The 17803-nt window shown below is 51.3% G+C and carries 18 protein-coding genes and 1 pseudogene; 7 read left to right on the top strand and 12 right to left on the bottom strand.

Annotation, left to right across the window (positions count from 1 at the left end):
* The first annotated feature begins 132 nt into the window (after positions 1 to 132).
* On the top strand, positions 133 to 795 hold the full coding sequence (locus QEN31_RS01005) for an OmpA family lipoprotein (RefSeq protein ID WP_000747548.1): 663 nt from the start codon (positions 133 to 135) through the stop codon (positions 793 to 795).
* A gap of 218 nt (positions 796 to 1013) precedes the next feature.
* The gene (gene ghrB / locus QEN31_RS01000; protein ID WP_000804674.1) at positions 1014 to 1988 is read left to right on the top strand and encodes a glyoxylate/hydroxypyruvate reductase GhrB; all 975 of its coding nucleotides are present in this window, start codon (positions 1014 to 1016) and stop codon (positions 1986 to 1988) included.
* 49 nt (positions 1989 to 2037) lie between these two features.
* Here the strand turns inward: ghrB and QEN31_RS00995 are convergent, their stop codons facing one another.
* Positions 2038 to 2748, bottom strand: coding sequence for a DUF3053 domain-containing protein (locus QEN31_RS00995; protein WP_000190524.1), 711 nt, complete (start codon positions 2746 to 2748; stop codon positions 2038 to 2040).
* Positions 2749 to 3186: 438 nt separating this feature from the next.
* Between QEN31_RS00995 and QEN31_RS00990 the strand changes: the two genes are divergently transcribed.
* The 3 genes from QEN31_RS00990 to cueP all read left to right on the top strand — a co-directional run bounded on the left by QEN31_RS00990 (position 3187) and on the right by cueP (position 4691).
* On the top strand, positions 3187 to 3477 hold the full coding sequence (locus QEN31_RS00990) for an HTH-type transcriptional regulator (RefSeq protein ID WP_000455790.1): 291 nt from the start codon (positions 3187 to 3189) through the stop codon (positions 3475 to 3477).
* A gap of 288 nt (positions 3478 to 3765) precedes the next feature.
* Complete coding sequence (cspE, locus tag QEN31_RS00985; protein ID WP_000014594.1) at positions 3766 to 3978, top strand: transcription antiterminator/RNA stability regulator CspE; 213 nt, start codon at positions 3766 to 3768, stop codon at positions 3976 to 3978.
* Between the two features lie 173 nt (positions 3979 to 4151).
* Positions 4152 to 4691, top strand: a complete 540-nt coding sequence (gene cueP / locus QEN31_RS00980; RefSeq protein WP_000047149.1) for a copper-binding periplasmic metallochaperone CueP — start codon at positions 4152 to 4154, stop codon at positions 4689 to 4691.
* Between the two features lie 371 nt (positions 4692 to 5062).
* Here cueP and QEN31_RS00975 read toward each other — a convergent pair whose 3' ends face one another.
* From QEN31_RS00975 to QEN31_RS00945, 7 genes and pseudogenes are all read right to left on the bottom strand, one after another.
* Positions 5063 to 5548, bottom strand: coding sequence for a GNAT family N-acetyltransferase (locus tag QEN31_RS00975; RefSeq protein WP_000533909.1), 486 nt, complete (start codon positions 5546 to 5548; stop codon positions 5063 to 5065).
* Complete coding sequence (locus tag QEN31_RS00970) at positions 5536 to 5823, bottom strand: type II toxin-antitoxin system TacA family antitoxin (protein ID WP_000965886.1); 288 nt, start codon at positions 5821 to 5823, stop codon at positions 5536 to 5538. Before QEN31_RS00970 ends, QEN31_RS00975 begins: the two co-directional genes overlap by 13 nt.
* A 177-nt stretch (positions 5824 to 6000) precedes the next feature.
* Positions 6001 to 6468, bottom strand: a complete 468-nt coding sequence (locus tag QEN31_RS00965) for a GNAT family N-acetyltransferase (RefSeq protein ID WP_000702452.1) — start codon at positions 6466 to 6468, stop codon at positions 6001 to 6003.
* A 171-nt stretch (positions 6469 to 6639) separates the two neighbouring features.
* Positions 6640 to 6915: pseudogene (locus tag QEN31_RS00960) on the bottom strand (transposase); the annotation flags it as partial.
* Between the two features lie 181 nt (positions 6916 to 7096).
* The gene (gene glyS / locus QEN31_RS00955) at positions 7097 to 9166 is read right to left on the bottom strand and encodes a glycine--tRNA ligase subunit beta (protein WP_001291736.1); all 2070 of its coding nucleotides are present in this window, start codon (positions 9164 to 9166) and stop codon (positions 7097 to 7099) included.
* Between the two features lie 9 nt (positions 9167 to 9175).
* A complete protein-coding gene (glyQ, locus tag QEN31_RS00950) occupies positions 9176 to 10087 on the bottom strand; it encodes a glycine--tRNA ligase subunit alpha (protein WP_001168551.1) in 912 nt (303 codons plus the stop codon).
* Positions 10088 to 10225: 138 nt separating this feature from the next.
* Positions 10226 to 10528 (bottom strand): YsaB family lipoprotein, encoded by a 303-nt coding sequence (locus QEN31_RS00945; RefSeq protein ID WP_000605590.1) that lies wholly within the window; start codon positions 10526 to 10528, stop codon positions 10226 to 10228.
* Between the two features lie 165 nt (positions 10529 to 10693).
* Between QEN31_RS00945 and QEN31_RS00940 the strand changes: the two genes are divergently transcribed.
* The gene (locus tag QEN31_RS00940; RefSeq protein ID WP_001182588.1) at positions 10694 to 11689 is read left to right on the top strand and encodes an acyltransferase; all 996 of its coding nucleotides are present in this window, start codon (positions 10694 to 10696) and stop codon (positions 11687 to 11689) included.
* Between the two features lie 22 nt (positions 11690 to 11711).
* Here QEN31_RS00940 and QEN31_RS00935 read toward each other — a convergent pair whose 3' ends face one another.
* The 3 genes from QEN31_RS00935 to xylA all read right to left on the bottom strand — a co-directional run bounded on the left by QEN31_RS00935 (position 11712) and on the right by xylA (position 15116).
* Positions 11712 to 12065: a YiaA/YiaB family protein gene (locus QEN31_RS00935; RefSeq protein ID WP_000340935.1), complete on the bottom strand. Its 354-nt coding sequence runs from the start codon at positions 12063 to 12065 to the stop codon at positions 11712 to 11714.
* A gap of 174 nt (positions 12066 to 12239) precedes the next feature.
* Positions 12240 to 13694 carry a xylulokinase gene (gene xylB, locus QEN31_RS00930; protein ID WP_000275326.1) on the bottom strand — a complete coding sequence of 485 codons (1455 nt, stop codon included), beginning with the start codon at positions 13692 to 13694 and terminating at the stop codon, positions 12240 to 12242.
* A 99-nt stretch (positions 13695 to 13793) separates the two neighbouring features.
* Positions 13794 to 15116 carry a xylose isomerase gene (gene xylA / locus QEN31_RS00925; RefSeq protein WP_001149561.1) on the bottom strand — a complete coding sequence of 441 codons (1323 nt, stop codon included), beginning with the start codon at positions 15114 to 15116 and terminating at the stop codon, positions 13794 to 13796.
* 362 nt (positions 15117 to 15478) lie between these two features.
* On the opposite strand from xylA, the gene xylR reads away from it, so the two are divergent.
* Positions 15479 to 16657 carry a D-xylose utilization transcriptional activator XylR gene (gene xylR, locus QEN31_RS00920; RefSeq protein WP_000459824.1) on the top strand — a complete coding sequence of 393 codons (1179 nt, stop codon included), beginning with the start codon at positions 15479 to 15481 and terminating at the stop codon, positions 16655 to 16657.
* 60 nt (positions 16658 to 16717) lie between these two features.
* Here the strand turns inward: xylR and QEN31_RS00915 are convergent, their stop codons facing one another.
* The gene (locus QEN31_RS00915) at positions 16718 to 17542 is read right to left on the bottom strand and encodes a protein bax (RefSeq protein ID WP_001575119.1); all 825 of its coding nucleotides are present in this window, start codon (positions 17540 to 17542) and stop codon (positions 16718 to 16720) included.
* Positions 17543 to 17803: the final 261 nt, after the last annotated feature.

Here is a 17803-nt window from a genome sequence, read left to right as displayed (position 1 = left end):
GGATTATTTATTTTGCCGATCAATGTTACTTACAAATTTCAGAGTTTTCCCTGGAATTTTCTTCATGTGCAGACGTCATAATCAACCGCCACGGTCGCTGTGGTAAAAATAAAAAAGTGATAAGGATTTAAGATGAAAAAACGTGTATTTGTGATTGCTGCCATCGTGAGCGGCGCCCTGGCAGTATCTGGCTGCACAACAAACCCTTACACCGGCGAACGCGAAGCAGGTAAATCCGGCATTGGCGCGGGTATTGGATCGCTGGTCGGCGCAGGCATCGGCGCACTCTCCTCCTCCAAAAAAGATCGCGGTAAAGGCGCGCTGATTGGCGCGGCGGCTGGCGCGGCGCTGGGCGGCGGCGTGGGTTACTACATGGACGTACAGGAAGCGAAACTGCGTGACAAAATGCGGGGCACAGGCGTTAGCGTGACGCGAAGCGGCGATAATATCATTCTGAATATGCCGAATAATGTCACCTTCGACAGCAGCAGCGCGACGCTGAAACCGGCAGGCGCTAACACGCTGACCGGCGTGGCGATGGTGCTGAAAGAGTATCCCAAGACCGCCGTCAATGTGGTGGGCTACACCGACAGCACCGGTAGCCACGATCTGAATATGCGTCTGTCGCAACAGCGTGCTGACTCCGTCGCCAGTTCGCTGATCACCCAGGGCGTTGACGCCAGCCGTATCCGTACCAGCGGAATGGGTCCGGCGAACCCGATCGCCAGCAACAGTACGGCAGAAGGTAAAGCGCAAAACCGCCGCGTCGAAATTACCTTGAGTCCATTGCAGTAAACTACCGTACCGGGTAAGGCGGCATGCTTTACCCGGCCTGCATTATTCCCTCGCCAGACCGGATACACCTCGCATTATTCGGTATTCATTCACCATTTACCACGATACGGCTGCCGACAACGGGAAAATCGGCTGGTCGATTATTGCTAAGCGGGTTAATAATAAGCCTGTTCCGGTTGGCGCATGCCGCGCTTACCTTTTGATTTACGGAGAGTCGCATGAAGCCGTCCATCATTCTCTACAAAACCCTGCCTGATGATTTGCTGCATCGCCTGGAGGCGCATTTTACCGTCACCCAGGTACCGAACCTGCATCCGGAAACGGTAGCGCAACACGCGCAGGCATTTGCCAGCGCGCAAGGCCTTCTGGGCGCCAGCGAAACCGTTAACCGCGCGCTGCTGGAAAAAATGCCGGCGCTACGCGCGGCGTCAACCATCTCGGTGGGATACGATAATGTCGAGGTGGACGCCCTTACTGCCCGCAAAATAGTCCTGATGCACACGCCTGCCGTTTTGACGGAAACCGTTGCCGATACGGTGATGGCATTGATGCTGGCCACTGCCCGCCGCGTGGTGGACGTCGCAGAACGGGTTAAGGCGGGTGAATGGACAGAAAGCATTGGCCCGGCGTGGTTTGGCGTCGATGTCCATCACAAAACGCTCGGTATCGTTGGGATGGGGCGTATCGGGATGGCGCTGGCGCAGCGAGCGCACTTTGGGTTTACCATGCCGGTTCTCTATCACGCCCGTCGGCGGCATCAGGAGGCGGAAGACCGGTTTAACGCCCGCTACTGCGATCTGGATACGTTGTTGCAGGAGGCTGATTTTGTCTGCGTGATCCTGCCGCTAACGGCAGAAACGCGACATCTGTTTGGCGCAACACAGTTTGCCAGAATGAAATCGTCCGCCATTTTTATTAATGCCGGACGCGGCCCGGTGGTCGATGAAAACGCGCTGATTGCCGCGCTGCAAAACGGTGAAATATATGCGGCAGGTCTAGATGTCTTTGAACAGGAACCGCTATCTGTGGATTCGCCCCTGCTGAACATGTCTAATGTCGTCGCGGTGCCGCATATTGGCTCGGCAACGCATGAGACGCGCTACAACATGATGGCCTGTGCGGTGGATAATTTGATTGATGCGCTGCAGGGAAAAATAGAGAAGAACTGCGTCAATCCGCAAGCGGCGGGATAACGCTACAGGCCCGATAAGCGCTGGCTTGCGCTTATCGGGCAGACTGTCATTACTGGGTCGCGTTTACCGCCGCCGTCCAGGCCTGATTAAACGCCTGATGCTGCGAGGCCAACGGCCCAATCAACGCATTATATTGGCTGGCCTGCTGTGAGGTCGGGAACTGAATGCCGTTCGCGACAAAGCTCACCTGCTCGCCCTGTTGCGCAATATAATCGCCCACTTGTACCAACTGCTGCGTAAAGATCTGCGCCGCCGGGATCAGCGGCTGCAAAGCATCTGCCGGCACGGTGACTACTTTTTTGTAGACCTGATCAAACACAGGTTTCAGGTCATCGGCCTGCTTTAACGCGCCATGCGCGGCATCAGCCTGCAGTTTTGCATTCTGCAACTGTTGCGCCAGCACGCCTAACGAACCATTTGCCTGCCGCAGCGGCTCGCGTTGCGTCATATAATCCTGCGGAACGCGGATGGCGTTAACGCTATCGACCACCGGGCGCAGACCGGAATCCATCGCCTGGTTTACCTGCTGCGAGTAGCCATACAGTATCGCGTAATCAGACACGAACGGACCAAACTGTTTTTTCTGATCGGCCGTCAGCGTTGGTAAACGCTCTCCGCTACGCATTGCTGTATTCTGCAGGAAATCGACAAACGCTTTGCGCTGATCGCCTTCTTTATCAAAACACCCGCTCAGGCTAAACACCATTAATAACGCCACAACAGGCGCAAACCAGCGAGAGCAGGACTTACCTGTCGCCATTGTTAATACTCCTTTCACCCAAAAATGCGCACAACGACACCTGCGTGCCTGACGGCTTACAAGGATAGTCCAGGTCAGGCTTGCAGGATACCCTTTCCACGCGATCTTGTAGCGGAAAATTATGTTTATCTGCATCAATGCTTAATTTGTTATTTTATTGTTAATTTTTGACCTGACACTGCGATAAAAAACGCGGCAAGAAAGCTTTCCAGCGGGGAGTGTAATATTTTTTTAATCTTTACAATTATTTTCTGAAAGACGGATATACCTTCCTGGATCAAATTGTTAGCGTCCTAAAAGTCGCGTAGCGTAAGGCATCGAAACGAATCGATAGCGCTTCCTGGCGGCGCGTCGCCCCCCACCCGCAAGTTTCCCGACTATTCTTAAGAGGCTTCGATGCATTTCACGATCCCGCTGTGTGATTTACAGGAGTTCTCAATGGAATATAAAGATCCGATGTTTGAGCTGCTGAGCAGCCTGGAACAAATTGTTTTTAAAGATGAAACGCGAAAGATCACCCTGACGCAAAAACCCAATCCTTTTACCGAATTTGAACAGTTACGGAGAGGAACGGGACTAAAAACAGATGAATTCGCCAGAGCGCTGGGCGTAACGGTTGCCATGGTTCAGGAATGGGAATCGAAACGCGAAAAACCCACGCCAGCAGAGCTTAAATTAATGCGCCTGATACAGGCGAACCCACGCTTAAGTAAGCAATTGATGGAGTAATTTTTACCCCTTTCTGTTTTTAACGGTCCTGCGTAAGGACCGTTTTCCCCGCCCGATTACTGGCCTGGAGAAATAAAGTAAAATAAAAGTTGCATCGCCCGCCATTACATGAGTTAATGTGCTCAACGGTTTGACGTACAGACCATTAAAGCAGTTTAGTAAGGCAAGTCCCTTCAAGAGTTATCCATTAGATACCCCTCGTAGTGCGCATTTCCTTAACGCTTAAAAAATCTGTAAAGCACGCCATAACGCCGAAAGGCACACTTATTTTTTAAAAGGTAATACACTATGTCCGGTAAAATGACTGGTATCGTAAAATGGTTCAACGCTGATAAAGGCTTCGGCTTTATTACTCCTGATGACGGTTCTAAAGACGTGTTCGTACACTTCTCCGCTATTCAGAACGATGGTTACAAATCTCTGGACGAAGGTCAGAAAGTTTCCTTCACCATCGAAAGCGGCGCTAAGGGCCCGGCAGCTGGCAACGTAACCAGCCTGTAAGCTTAAAAAGCTCAGCATTTTGAATCCCTGCCTGATGGCGGGGATTTTTTTTATTCCAATTCCCCCCTCTCCCCCAGCATAACTTTGCATTACTTTACCCTGCGTCCCTTTGACCTTTCCCTTAGGGGAACCCCTATAGTAGGCAGGGAGATTGTTCACAAGGAATTGAAGTTATGTCGAAATCATCATGGTTATTACTTTTGGGTTTATGCGCCAGCGGCTCCGCGCTTGCGGCATCCTCAGAATCCGCTTTTCTGGCGCAACATGGGCTGGCGGGAAAAACGGTTGAGCAGATCGTGGATACGATTGATCAGACGCCGCAGAGCCGTCCTTTGCCTTACTCCGCGTCGATTACCAGTACCGAACTCAAATTATCTGACGGAGAGCAGATTTATACGCTGCCGTTAGGCGACAAATTCTATCTCTCTTTTGCGCCCTATGAATGGCGGACACACCCCTGTTTTAACCACAGCCTTTCCGGCTGTCAGGGAGAAATGCCGAATAAACCGTTCACTGTAAAAGTGACAGACAGTAAAGGCGCTGTCATCGTACAAAAAGAGATGCAAAGCTATCGAAACGGATTTATCGGTGTTTGGCTACCGCGCAATATGGAAGGGACGCTGGAAGTAAGCTACAACGGTAAAACGGCGTCACATGCCATTGCCACCAGTGATGACAGCCAGACCTGTCTGACGGAATTACCATTACGTTAAAAAAATGCCCGATAACATAATGGGTTATCGGGCCTATAAAACGCCAACAAGATAAAATTAACAGAGTGCCTTGAGAATGCATAACGCCACAAGAATGGCAGAGGTGGGCTCACTTTGTACTGACCCCAAAAACCTGGACAGATTAACCGAGGCATCAGCGAAAGAGTCCATTTAATACATGGGCTCTTTTTTGTTTCTGGCTATAACTAAATAACATTGTCCGCAATCGAATTATCCATTCCGTTGCTTTCTTGCATCACGCGGATTCCTGTCTCATCAATATTTTGTTCGTCGTATTCTTCCTGAATTTAACCTTAGACATTCTATCAAATTATCGCTTATAGCGATTTGAACATAACAGTCTTTGCATTCTATTGAGGGAGCCTAAGGAACAATGTTCGCTGCTGAGTTTGTGATGATTTGAAACCATGGTGAATGTAGAAATTTTTGGCTTCTTCGGTAAGTGCATGAACCATGATTGCACGTACACCAATATTCTCGGCAACCCGATAGCAACGAAGCACTGCATCATGAAGTAAATCAGCACCAAGCCCTTTTCCATGGAATGAGAGATCGACAGCAAGACGGGCAAGTATAATGACAGGGATGGGATCTGGCATGTTACGCCGAAGGTTGCCTGTCGCTTCTGTATGGTTGACGCTACCGGTGGCCAGAGAGTAAAAACCGGCTACTTGCTTCGTGTCTTTCTTGCACACCACAAATGTTCTGGCCGCTCCGAGAGCCTGGTTTTTGAGGCCCTTTTGCTTCAACCAGTCATCGAGCACAGCTTCACCGCTGACGAACTCAGCTACCTGATGAAAAGCGGACAAAGGTTCTGGTGCTGTTACACGTCCCACTGAGGTTTCCTTGCCAGCAGTTTTTCGATAACGGGATCATCTGCGACCGGTGCATCAAGCAGATTGATGAACTCCTCATATTGCTCATCGTTAAAGTTAAATACACGGCGGTCAAGGATCACTTTCTCGGCAGCCTGGCAGGCCGTTTCCAGAATGAAATCTGTACGTGACTTGTGAAGGATTTCCGCAGCTGCATCAATGAGCGCCCGCTGCGATTCCTTAGCTCTAAGGTTAAGTTGAACATCTGATTTCATGAGACACCCCTTGTATAGCATTTGCTTTACAAGAATAGCACAACCACCATGTATAGCAAACGGTATACATCAAGTCGTCGTTTTTCATTTTTTGAATACTGATGTTCGCTTTGTGCCAGAAGCGGAAATTGCTCATTGTAGCGGTTTACTGAGTTCAACAAGGCAAAAGAACAATGCTGCCTTTCTGCAGGCTGACTATTATTTCGCCAAACATTTCCTCATCAGAGCATTTTGTAATGTCACTCCACGGCAAATAGGAAAGCCTCGCTCCACTATATGAAAGCCGTGTCGTAGAAAGAACACTTCCGCAGCCTTACTTACATTTGAAGTAAGTTCACTAATTCCACGCTGTCTGGCTTCCTCATGAATGCAATTCATCAGTAGTGTCCCTACCCCCTGTCTTGAATAGGTTCCTGATACAAAGAAATGATCAATGTATCCATTTGGTTGAACATCTGCATATCCAGCTATTTCACCATCCAGCTCTACAACAAAAGGTTGTAATTCCTTAATGTGATTGGCCCATCGCTCCAGGTCGATATCTGCTGGGGCCCAAGCATCAATTTGTTCACGTGTGTAGTAGTGTGATGCGATCGTATGTACAGATGAGAAAAAAACTCTGAATAACGATATTTCATCCCCATTACTGAACCTTCTGATTTTCATAAAACCTCATTGTGAGAGTTACTTGTAGAACAATACTAATTTTTGTGAAATAGGGCGTCCGTTCCTCGCTCATAGCAGACATTTGCGTGACCGTATCCACCAACGTTCAGGTTTCCTGATAGCATCCCTGTACAGACCTTGTTAATTTCTGCCTGGATAGCTCTTTAGGCGCTATTCAACCGGGCTGAGTCCGTTAAATTTAAGGCTAATTCGTCGGGTATTGTAGTATCGTATGTAATCCTCAATAGCTATCTTAAGTTCATCAATATCCTTAAATTTACTGGTGTAAAAACTTTCTGATTTTAAAGTCCCGAAAAAACATTCTGCACAGGCATTATCAAGGCAGTTGCCTTTGCGGGACATACTTTGGATGATGCCAAACTCTCGTAACTGATACTGGTACCATCAATGACGGTATTGCCAGCCCTGATCTGAATGAAGAACCGGATTGGTACCCGCATCAAGTCTGGCAGTACCGCCAGCGTTAATGTATTCCTGAAATAATTCTTGCCAATCAATAGAGATAACCGCGTCTATGAGTTACAGAATTATTAGCGAATCAACTAATACTATTTATGTTATAAAAAAACCTGCCCGAGAGCAGGTTTTTGTTTATTTAACTGAACGCTTATTGAAGTAACGAAATATCCGCAACCTGCAGGAACAGTTCGCGTAGTTTCGACAACAGCGTCAGGCGGTTGATACGGATATCTTTCTCTTCCGCGTTAACCATGACATTTTCGAAGAATTCATCCACCGGAGCGCGCAGAGCAGCCAGCTCAATCAACGCTTCCTGATAACGACCATCGGCAAAGTACGGCTGAAGCTTATCACGCAGTACAACCAGATGTCTGGCCAACTCAATTTCCGCCGCTTCTTTCAGTACGGAGGCGTGGACGATATCGTTCAGCGGCTCAGTGGCTTTCGCCAGGATGTTGGAGACGCGCTTGTTCGCCGCCGCCAGCGCAGAGGCTTCTTCCAGGGTGCGGAAATGAGACACCGCCTTCATGCGGGCATCAAAATCTGCCGGACGGGTCGGACGACGCGCCAGTACCGCCTGGATAGTGTCGACGGTGTAACCTTCATCCTGATACCAGGCGCGGAAGCGACCCAGCATAAAATCGATCACATCATCGACTACGTTGGCATTGGTCAGCTTGTCGCCATACAGACGCACCGCTTCTTCGGTCAGCGTTTGCAGATCAAGAGCGAGGTTCTTCTCAACGATGATGCGCAGCACGCCCAGCGCGGCACGACGCAGCGCAAACGGGTCTTTGTCGCCTTTCGGATGCTGACCAATACCGAAGATACCCGCCAGAGTATCCATCTTATCGGCGATCGCCAGCGCGCAGGCCACCGGGTTAGACGGCAGGTCATCACCGGCAAAGCGTGGCTGATACTGTTCGTTCAGCGCCACGGCCACATCTTCCGCTTCACCATCATGGCGCGCGTAGTGCATCCCCATCACGCCCTGGGTGTCGGTGAACTCGAAGACCATGTTGGTCATCAGGTCGCACTTGGAGAGCAGGCCCGCACGAGTGGCGTGGTTGACGTCAGCGCCAATCTGACCGGCAATCCAGCCCGCCAGCGCCTGAATACGGTCGGTCTTGTCGCGCAGCGTGCCCAGCTGTTGCTGGAACAGCACGGTTTGTAGACGCGGCAGATGGTCTTCCAGACGTTTTTTACGGTCGGTATTGAAGAAGAATTCAGCATCTGCCAGACGCGGACGCACCACTTTCTCGTTACCGGAGATAATCTGGGTCGGATCTTTCGACTCGATGTTGGCGACGAAGATAAAGTTCGGCAGCAGCTTGCCCGCGTTGTCATAAACCGGGAAATACTTCTGGTCGCCCTTCATGGTGTACACCAGCGCTTCGGCAGGCACGGCGAGGAATTTCTCTTCGAATTTCGCCGTCAATACCACCGGCCATTCCACCAGCGAAGCTACTTCTTCCAGCAGGCTTTCGCTCAGGTCGGCATTACCGCCAATCTTACGTGCTGCTTCTTCAGCGTCCGCTTTGATTTTGGCTTTACGCGCTTCGTAGTCGGCAATGACTTTACCGCGCTCCAGCAGAATTTGCGGGTACTGGTCAGCATTGTCGATAGTGAACTCCGGCTCACCCATAAAGCGGTGGCCGCGAATGACGCGGTCAGACTGAATACCCAGAATAGTCGCCGGAATGACCTTATCGCCCAACAGCAGGGTCACGGTGTGCACCGGACGCACGAAGTGTACGTCAGACGCGCCCCAGCGCATCAGTTTCGGGATCGGTAGTTTCGCCAGCGAGGTGGCTACCATGTTCGGCACCAGCGCTTCGGTACTTTCGCCCTTCACGTGGGCACGATACAGCAGCCATTCGCCTTTGTCGGTCTTCAGACGCTCGGCCTGATCAACGGTGATCCCGCAGCCGCGCGCCCAGCCTTCTGCCGCTTTGCTCGGTTTGCCTTCGGCGTCAAACGCCTGAGCAATCGCCGGACCACGTTTTTCGACTTCGCGATCGGGCTGAGATTCAGCAAGATTCGCCACTTTCAGCGCCAGACGGCGCGGGGCGGCAAACCATTCAACGTTACCGTGCGCGAGGCCGGCGTTATCCAGCTCCGCAGTGAAGTTCGCAGCAAAGGACTCAGCCAAACTGCGCAGTGCTTTTGGTGGCAGCTCTTCAGTGCCGATTTCCACCAGAAAAGTTTTCTCAGACATGGCCGCCTCTTACTTGTCTTTGTTGCACATCGGGAAGCCGAGGGCTTCACGGGAAGCATAATAAGCCTCTGCCACTGCTTTGGTCAGGGTGCGAATACGCAAAATGTAGCGCTGACGTTCGGTGACGGAGATAGCTTTACGCGCATCCAGCAGGTTGAAGCTATGGGCGGCTTTCAGAATACGCTCGTAGGCCGGCAGCGGCAGCGGGTTTTCCAGCGCCAGCAGCTGCTGGGCTTCTTTTTCATACTGCTCGAAGCAGGTGAATAAGAAATCCACATCGGCGTATTCAAAGTTATAGGTGGACTGCTCCACTTCGTTTTGATGGAACACGTCGCCGTAGGTGGTTTTACCCAGCGGGCCATCGCTCCAGACCAGGTCGTAAACGCTGTCCACGCCCTGGATATACATCGCCAGACGTTCCAGACCGTAGGTGATTTCACCGGTCACCGGCTTGCACTCCAGGCCGCCGACCTGCTGGAAGTAGGTGAACTGCGTCACTTCCATGCCATTCAGCCACACTTCCCAGCCGAGTCCCCAGGCGCCCAGCGTCGGGTTCTCCCAGTTATCTTCCACGAAACGGATATCGTGAATGGTCGGGTCCATACCCAGCTCTTTCAGAGAACCGAGATACAGCTCCTGAATGTTGTCCGGAGACGGCTTAATCACTACCTGGAACTGATAGTAGTGCTGTAAGCGGTTCGGGTTTTCGCCGTAGCGGCCATCGGTCGGACGACGAGAAGGCTGCACATAGGCAGTCGCCATCGGCTCTGGCCCCAGCGCGCGCAGGCAGGTCATTGGATGAGAAGTTCCCGCGCCGACTTCCATGTCCAATGGTTGAACAATGGTGCAGCCCTGGCGAGCCCAGTAATCCTGTAAGGTCAGGATCAAGCCCTGGAAGGTCCTGGTATCAAACTTTTGCATATTATTTCGTGCTGGATACGTGTGGATTTAAAGGAAGGAGCCAGTATACCCGCTGGATGCGAGATATACAGTATGAAACCGGTTTGTTTAGCGAAAATTGCCGGATTTCGCGGCATCACACCTCACCAGGCGCGGCTTTTACCGCATAGAAAGATGTAAAAACTGCCCATCTGCATCAAAAGAGCAGACAAAACTCTCTTTACGGAAAGTATTACCACGCATCTCATAGCTCCCCTGAAACTGTTCGAAACCGGTAACAGCAATTTTCTGTGCGCCAGTATTGTAACGCTGCGCCGCCTGAGCTTTACACAATGCTTCCATATCCAGCGTGCGTGTTGGGCTCACTTTACTCTGCTGGGCTTTTTGCGTCGGTGGAGGTGTCGCTGTGCATCCCACCAGAGCGATGGCTATCATCACAGAACAGAAATACTTCATTATCATTTTTATTACCGTCTGGTTTGCTGGTCAGTCTTATTATTAAGGTTTGTGGGTAGCAGACACATTGTGCGAATCTCCTTACGCCATCACAAGATGTAGCGTAGAAAGTCGGATTTTTCCAGTGAGCCACCGCGCTGGAACTCTATTGAAACGGAAGCTGAGGAACTGATGCAGCCTAAAATTAACTGGATTGATAACCTGCGAGGGATCGCCTGTTTAATGGTAGTGATGATCCATACTACAACGTGGTACATCACCAACGCCCACAGCGTCAGCCCGCTAAACTGGGATATTGCGAATGTCCTGAATTCGGCTTCGCGCGTTAGCGTTCCCCTGTTTTTTATGATTTCAGGCTATCTTTTTTTTGGCGAGCGCTGCGCGCAACCGCGGCATTTTTTACGTATCGCCCTGTGCCTTATCTTTTACAGCGTTGTCGCCCTGGCTTACATTTCACTTTTTACTTCGATCAACGTCGAGCTTTCGCTAAAAAATGTGCTGCAAAAACCCGTGTTTTACCACCTGTGGTTTTTCTTTGCGATTACGGTGATCTACCTGGTATCGCCATTAATCCAGGTAAAAAACGTGAGCGGCAAAATGCTCCTGATGCTGATGGTGATCATTGGTATTATTGCTAACCCAAATACTGTGCCGCAAAAAATCGGCGGCGTTGAATGGTTGCCCATCAATCTGTATATCAGCGGCGACACGTTCTACTACATTCTCTACGGTATCCTGGGCCGCGCCATTGGAATGATGGAGACGCAAAAGTCATCGCTGACGCTTATCTGCACTGCCCTGTTCATCATCGCGGTATTTGTTATTTCTCGCGGCACATTGCATGAATTACGCTGGCGCGGAAATTTTGCCGATACCTGGTATCTGTATTGCGGTCCCATGGTGTTTATTTGCGCCGTCTCACTGTTCACGGTAGTTAAAAATAAGCTGAATGCGCGGACGTTACCTGGACTGGGGCTTATCTCCCGCCACTCGTTGGGCATTTATGGTTTCCACGCACTGATTATCCATGCGCTACGTACTAATGGTCTGGAGTTAAAACGTTGGCCGCCGTTAGACATCGTGTGGGTTTTTGCCGCGACGGTGACAGGAAGCCTGCTACTTTCCATGCTGTTACAGCGTATTGATAAACGGAAATGGGTTAGCTAAACGACAATGATGGCTCCGGCCATCATTCATCATCACTGTAGGAAGCGTAAAGATCGGTTCCATATATACTGACCCCCAGCGCCACCAGACACAGTATTTTCAGCGCGCCCGCCAGCGCCAGGTTAAATACGCCGACCGCGACCATGCCGATGCCAAGCAACAGCAAAGATTTGCAACGAGAAAGCAAGCGGCCATTTCCCGTGTGTTCCTGGCGAATTAAGACTGGAAAACCACACATGACGATTGCCGCAAAAAAATATCCCTTTTCGCTTAATGTATGACAGCCTGGCCACAGTCCCACCAGGTATACCACTGCACCGACAACTAACATTCCCAGGCCGAATATCCGTTTCCTGCGCGCAACGTGATCGTCCATCTCACTCTCCTTGTGGTTGTGTGAGACACATTAAGCGAAGAAATAGCGATGAAAAAGGCGCCTGCTCAGCAATAATATAAAAATCAGAAAACACACATACTTACTTCGATATAATTCAATAGAATTAATATTTACGGGAAATGCCTTTCAGCCAAAACTGAAAGGCATTCTGACTTATGACATCAACGGCAACAGCTGCTGATAAAGTCGACGGAAGGTTTCACGACGTTGTTGATAAACCGCATGACGCTGCGCATCAGGATAATGCGCCTGCTCCAGCGGCAACTGCGGCAATACATCGGCGAGCGGGGTCTGTTTATTCACCGCAATTTGCGCCAGACGCGCCGCGCCCAGCGCTGGCCCTACATCGCCGCCAGTACGATAATCAAGCTGTAGCCCGCTAATATCAGATAGCATCTGACGCCAGTATTCGCTGCGCGCCCCGCCGCCGATAAGCGTCACGCTGGCGGGTTTGACGCCGCAGGCGTGAACCACATCCATACCGTCCGCCAAAGCATATCCCACGCCCTCCAGTACCGCCCGCGCCAGTTCCGCCGGGCCATGCTGATGGGTTAAACCAAAGAAAACGCCTTTTGCCTGCGGATTATTATGCGGCGTGCGCTCGCCGGACAGGTACGGCAAAAACCAGATCGAATCGGCATGCTCATCCGCCTGCTGTGCGGCGGCAATCAGCGCCGGGACGTTCTCCTGCCCGGTGAGTTTAGCCGCCCAGTCCAGACAAGAGGCGGCGCTCAACATCACAGACATTAAATGCCAGCGTTCCGGCAGCGCATGGCAAAAACTGTGTACTGCGCTCTCCGGTTTACTCAGAAAGCCGTCGCTGACGGCAAAATAGACGCCCGATGTTCCGAGTGAGAGCATCGCCTGTCCGGCATCGATCATTCCTACGCCGACCGCGCCAGCCGCATTGTCGCCGCCGCCCGCCACCACAGGTACTGCTGGCATTCCCCATGCGCTGGCCACCTCCGGCAGCAACGTTCCGGTAATGTCACTACCTTCAAATAACGCTGGCATCTGCTGTCGGGTTAAATGACAGGCGTTGAGCATAACGTCGCTCCAGTCGCGCTTTTTCACGTCCAGCCACATCGTTCCCGCCGCATCCGACATATCGCTGGCAAAGACGCCTGTCATTCGCAGCCGCAGAAAATCTTTCGGCAGCAGAACCTTGTCTATCTGGTAGAAAATATCCGGTTCGTGGCGCTGCACCCAGACTAATTTGGGCGCGGTAAAACCGGGCATCATCAGATTACCGGTTATCGCACGCGACTGCGGCACCTGTTTTTCCAGCCAGGCGCACTCTTCGCTACAGCGTCCGTCATTCCATAAAATCGCTGGTCGCAGAACCTGCTGACGGCTATCAAGCAATGTCGCGCCATGCATTTGTCCGGCGATGCCCAACGCCCGGACGCCACTTAACGACTGTTGCCGACCTAAACCTTTAACCGCACGATCCGTCGCCTGCCACCACTGCTCTGGTTCCTGTTCCGACCATAAGGGATGCGGACGCGATACGGTCAGTTTTTCAGTATGCGTAGCCAGCACATCGCCCTGCTCATTCAACAGGATAGCTTTTACACCCGATGTACCAAGATCGATCCCGATATACATAGTGTGGGTTCCTTTACTGAAAGCGCCCGGCAGCGCTACGCTTACCGGGCTAATCACGACTACAGGCCGGGCTAACGCGGAGTCGCCCGGTAGATAGGGTTATTTATCAAACAGATAACGGTTAACCAGATTTTCTAACAGCTCCTGATGACCGCTTTGATGTACTGGCGCCAGATTATGCTGCTCCGCATACTGCGCCAGTTCGCCTAAGGAGAGTTGTCCTTTCAGAATCTGCTGACCCAGCTCGCCATTCCAGCCGGCATAGCGCTTCGCCACGCGTTTATCCAGCTCGCCGTCTTCAACCATACGCGCGGCGATTTTCAGCGACAACGCCATCGTATCCATCGCGCCGATATGACCGTAGAACAGATCGTATTTATCGGTGCTCTGGCGACGAACTTTGGCGTCGAAGTTGAGACCGCCCGTCGTGAATCCGCCCGCTTTCAGGATTTCGTACATCACCAGCGCGTTCTCTTCAACGCTAATCGGGAACTGATCGGTATCCCAGCCCAGTTGCGCATCGCCGCGGTTGGCGTCAACGGAGCCAAAAATACCCAGCGCGATAGCGGTTGCGATTTCATGGTGGAACGAATGGCCCGCCAGCGTCGCGTGGTTCGCCTCAATGTTCACTTTGATCTCTTTTTCCAGGCCGAACTGTTTGAGGAAGCCATAGACCGTTGCAACGTCATAATCATACTGATGTTTTGTCGGTTCCTGCGGTTTCGGTTCAATCAGCAGTGTGCCCTGGAAACCCATTTTATGTTTGTGCTCGACCACCATTTGCATAAAGCGGCCAATCTGTTCGCGTTCCTGGCGCAGATCGGTATTCAGCAACGTTTCATAACCTTCGCGCCCGCCCCACAGGACGTAATTTTCGCCGCCCAGTTTATGCGTGGCGTTCATTGCCGTAACCACTTGCGTCGCTGCCCAGCTAAAGACTTCCGGATCCGGGTTAGTGGCGGCGCCTGCGCCATAGCGCGGGTTGGTAAAGCAGTTCGCCGTTCCCCACAGCAGTTTTACGCCGCTCTGCTCCTGTTTCGCCGCCAGCACATCCACCATCTGCGCGAAGTTGTTTTTATATTCTTTCAACGACGCGCCTTCCGGCGACACATCCACGTCATGGAAGCAGTAAAAAGGCACATTCAGTTTGTGGAAAAATTCAAACGCCACATCCGCTTTGCGTTTCGCCAGCTCCAGCGCTTCGCCCGGTTGCTGCCACGGACGATTAAACGCGCCTACACCAAACATATCCGCGCCGTTCCAGCAGAAGGTATGCCAGTAACAGGCCGCGAAACGCAGGTGATCTTCCATACGTTTACCTAAAACCAGCTCGTCGGGATTGTAATGACGAAATGCCAGCGGGTTAGTCGATTGAGGGCCTTCATAGCGAACACGATCGAGTTGGTCAAAATAAGCCTGCATAGTGAGCTCCATAATCAGATAAGACGGCAAGTAAACGACATAACGTCATACTGGAATTTCCTGATTTATTGCTCAATTACGTTATTTCACACCGCTATTAAGAGAATCCCCAAATGTGCTCTGGCTCTCAAAAAAACGCTGAAAACCACAGAAGAAAAAAGCGATCGCGATCGAATCCTGGCAAATAAACAAAAAACCGTAATATATAGATAAGAAATGACAATTGTCATCCGCCGTTTGCTGTGATGAATTTCGCATAACGTTTCAGGCGCAAAATAATTTGTCATCATTCGCCAGACCGTTATGTCAGCCGTTTTGATAGTATCCATGAGTCCAGGTTCACTTTTGCAGGATATATCCTCATGTTTGATAAACGTCACCGTATCACTCTGTTATTTAACGCGAATAAAGCCTATGACCGTCAGGTAGTGGAGGGGGTGGGTGAATATTTACAAGCCTCGCAATCCGAATGGGATATATTTATTGAGGAAGATTTCCGTGCCCGTATCGATAACATTAAAGAGTGGTTAGGCGACGGCGTTATTGCCGATTACGATGATGACGATATCGCGCAATTATTGGCCGATGTCGACGTACCCATTGTCGGGGTCGGCGGTTCTTACCATCTTGCTGAAAATTATCCTGCCGTTCATTACATCGCCACCGATAATCATGCGCTCGTTGAAAGCGCTTTCCTGCATTTAAAAGAAAAAGGCGTTAACCGCTTCGCGTTTTACGGTTTGCCCGACTCCAGCCGCAAACATTGGGCGGCGGAACGGGAATACGCCTTTCGCCAGCTGGTCGCCGAGGAAAAATACCGCGGCGTAGTCTATCAGGGGCTGGAAACCGCGCCGGAAAACTGGCAGCACGCGCAAAATCGCCTCGCCGACTGGCTTCAGACGCTGCCGCCGCAAACCGGCATCATTGCCGTAACGGATGCCCGCGCCCGTCACGTATTGCAGGCCTGCGAACACCTGCATATTCCGGTGCCGGAAAAACTTTGCGTTATCGGTATTGATAACGAAGAGTTAACCCGTTACCTGTCGCGCGTCGCGCTTTCCTCCGTCGCGCAGGGGGCGCGGCAAATGGGCTATCAGGCGGCGAAGCTGCTGCACCGTTTGCTGGCGCGTGAAGAGATGCCTTTACAGCGCATTCTGGTGCCGCCGGTGCGCGTCATTGCGCGCCGCTCGACAGACTATCGCTCCCTGACCGATCCGGCGGTTATCCAGGCGATGCACTTTATTCGTAACCATGCCTGTAAGGGCATTAAAGTCGAGCAGGTGCTGGACGCGGTTGGGATTTCACGTTCAAACCTGGAAAAACGTTTTAAGGAAGAAGTTGGCGAGACGATACATGCGCTGATCCACGCCGAAAAGCTGGAAAAAGCGCGTAGTTTGTTGATTTCTACCACGTTGGCGATAAACGAAATTTCGCAAATGTGCGGCTACCCGTCGCTGCAATATTTCTATTCGGTGTTTAAAAAGGAGTACGTCACTACGCCGAAGGAGTATCGCGACCAGCATAGTGAAGCGTTGTTGTAGTTTATCCAGCCTACAGATGCCTTGTAAGCCGGATAGCGTAGCGCCATCCGGCACACAGAATTACATATGCGCGGCGATCAGACGCTGGTTGTCCTGGTACATCGCGAACAAGTAGTTGTTATAGCGCGACCCCTGGGTAGAGTAACCCTTCAGCTTATGAATCATCGCCGTGGCGGTGACTTCCTGATCCGCCTTACGCAGTTGGGCGCGCGACTTGCGGAAAGAAGAATAAGCCGGATGCGTGTTCAGGTTGGCGACATACGCGCTCACCGACTCCTCAACCGACGCGAATTGCGAGTAACCTTTCACCTTACCCGGCGTATTGGTACAACGCCCTTTCGTGCACTTCATGCCGAACAGGTTATTGTTGCTACGCGCCAGTTTAGAGGTTCCCCAGCCGCTTTCCGCCGCCGCCATCGTCGCCACCATGCTGGTTGGGATAATGTCGACGCGCTCCAGCAACGTATTCCACGGAATACGACGCGTGTTGCCGGACCAGCTCACTTTATAGCGCTTCGCGATATCTTTCATACGCGCGCGTTCAGACGGCGACCAGCGGTTCTGGTACTGTTTTGAGATCAGCCAATTACGGTCCGCGGTAATCGCGGCATTTTGGCTGGTGATGTAAGGCATAACGGTCCGGAGAAACGCTTTTTTTCTGGGGGTTCCGGAAGGGTATTTTCGCAAATCAGGAAGTGAACTGCTCTTTGCACTATTGCGAGAATACTCTTGTTTACTGCTAACCTGTTTATAACTTGTCTCAGTTATGTGGGACTTTTGACTCGTTTGTGTTGCGTGCGTCTTTGCCAGCACCTCACCCGAAAATGCGATGGTGAGTAACATAAGAATCATTGCCCCATATCGTCGCATGGGAGTCAATATCATTAGGTCTCCTGGTCGGATTGATACATTCCAACACCTTTTATTTTTCACGAAGTTGAGGTTTGAACCCCAAATTCTAGCAAAAATAGGCTTAAAAAGCACCTCAGGGAATAGTCTTAATCCGAAACTATGTCAAGTATTAACGATAACAGGCAGCAATAATGCCAATAAAATGTGGTGCTTATCGCAAATAGAGGCGTTTTTTTGCGCCTCGTCGCTCACCCTCGCGTCTCCTCCTGCGCGACTCTCTGCTGAGGAGGAGTT

It is taken from the genome of Salmonella sp. SA15303 (genome assembly GCF_029962125.1).
GTDB lineage: Bacteria > Pseudomonadota > Gammaproteobacteria > Enterobacterales > Enterobacteriaceae > Salmonella > Salmonella enterica.
The sequence above is the reverse complement of the archived record's forward strand: the minus strand, read 5'-3'. Positions and strand labels throughout refer to the sequence as shown.

Coding starts and splice junctions, on each gene's coding strand:
- cueP (WP_000047149.1), top strand. CDS start 4,152: ATGTCGAAATCATCATGGTTATTACTTTTGGGTTTATGCGCCAGCGGC.
- QEN31_RS00915 (WP_001575119.1), bottom strand. CDS start 17,542: ATGATATTGACTCCCATGCGACGATATGGGGCAATGATTCTTATGTTA.
- cspE (WP_000014594.1), top strand. CDS start 3,766: ATGTCCGGTAAAATGACTGGTATCGTAAAATGGTTCAACGCTGATAAA.
- glyS (WP_001291736.1), bottom strand. CDS start 9,166: ATGTCTGAGAAAACTTTTCTGGTGGAAATCGGCACTGAAGAGCTGCCA.
- xylR (WP_000459824.1), top strand. CDS start 15,479: ATGTTTGATAAACGTCACCGTATCACTCTGTTATTTAACGCGAATAAA.
- QEN31_RS00965 (WP_000702452.1), bottom strand. CDS start 6,468: ATGAAAATCAGAAGGTTCAGTAATGGGGATGAAATATCGTTATTCAGA.
- QEN31_RS00970 (WP_000965886.1), bottom strand. CDS start 5,823: ATGCTATACAAGGGGTGTCTCATGAAATCAGATGTTCAACTTAACCTT.
- QEN31_RS00995 (WP_000190524.1), bottom strand. CDS start 2,748: ATGGCGACAGGTAAGTCCTGCTCTCGCTGGTTTGCGCCTGTTGTGGCG.
- QEN31_RS01005 (WP_000747548.1), top strand. CDS start 133: ATGAAAAAACGTGTATTTGTGATTGCTGCCATCGTGAGCGGCGCCCTG.
- QEN31_RS00945 (WP_000605590.1), bottom strand. CDS start 10,528: ATGATAATGAAGTATTTCTGTTCTGTGATGATAGCCATCGCTCTGGTG.
- QEN31_RS00990 (WP_000455790.1), top strand. CDS start 3,187: ATGGAATATAAAGATCCGATGTTTGAGCTGCTGAGCAGCCTGGAACAA.
- QEN31_RS00940 (WP_001182588.1), top strand. CDS start 10,694: ATGCAGCCTAAAATTAACTGGATTGATAACCTGCGAGGGATCGCCTGT.
- ghrB (WP_000804674.1), top strand. CDS start 1,014: ATGAAGCCGTCCATCATTCTCTACAAAACCCTGCCTGATGATTTGCTG.
- xylA (WP_001149561.1), bottom strand. CDS start 15,116: ATGCAGGCTTATTTTGACCAACTCGATCGTGTTCGCTATGAAGGCCCT.
- glyQ (WP_001168551.1), bottom strand. CDS start 10,087: ATGCAAAAGTTTGATACCAGGACCTTCCAGGGCTTGATCCTGACCTTA.
- QEN31_RS00935 (WP_000340935.1), bottom strand. CDS start 12,065: ATGGACGATCACGTTGCGCGCAGGAAACGGATATTCGGCCTGGGAATG.
- xylB (WP_000275326.1), bottom strand. CDS start 13,694: ATGTATATCGGGATCGATCTTGGTACATCGGGTGTAAAAGCTATCCTG.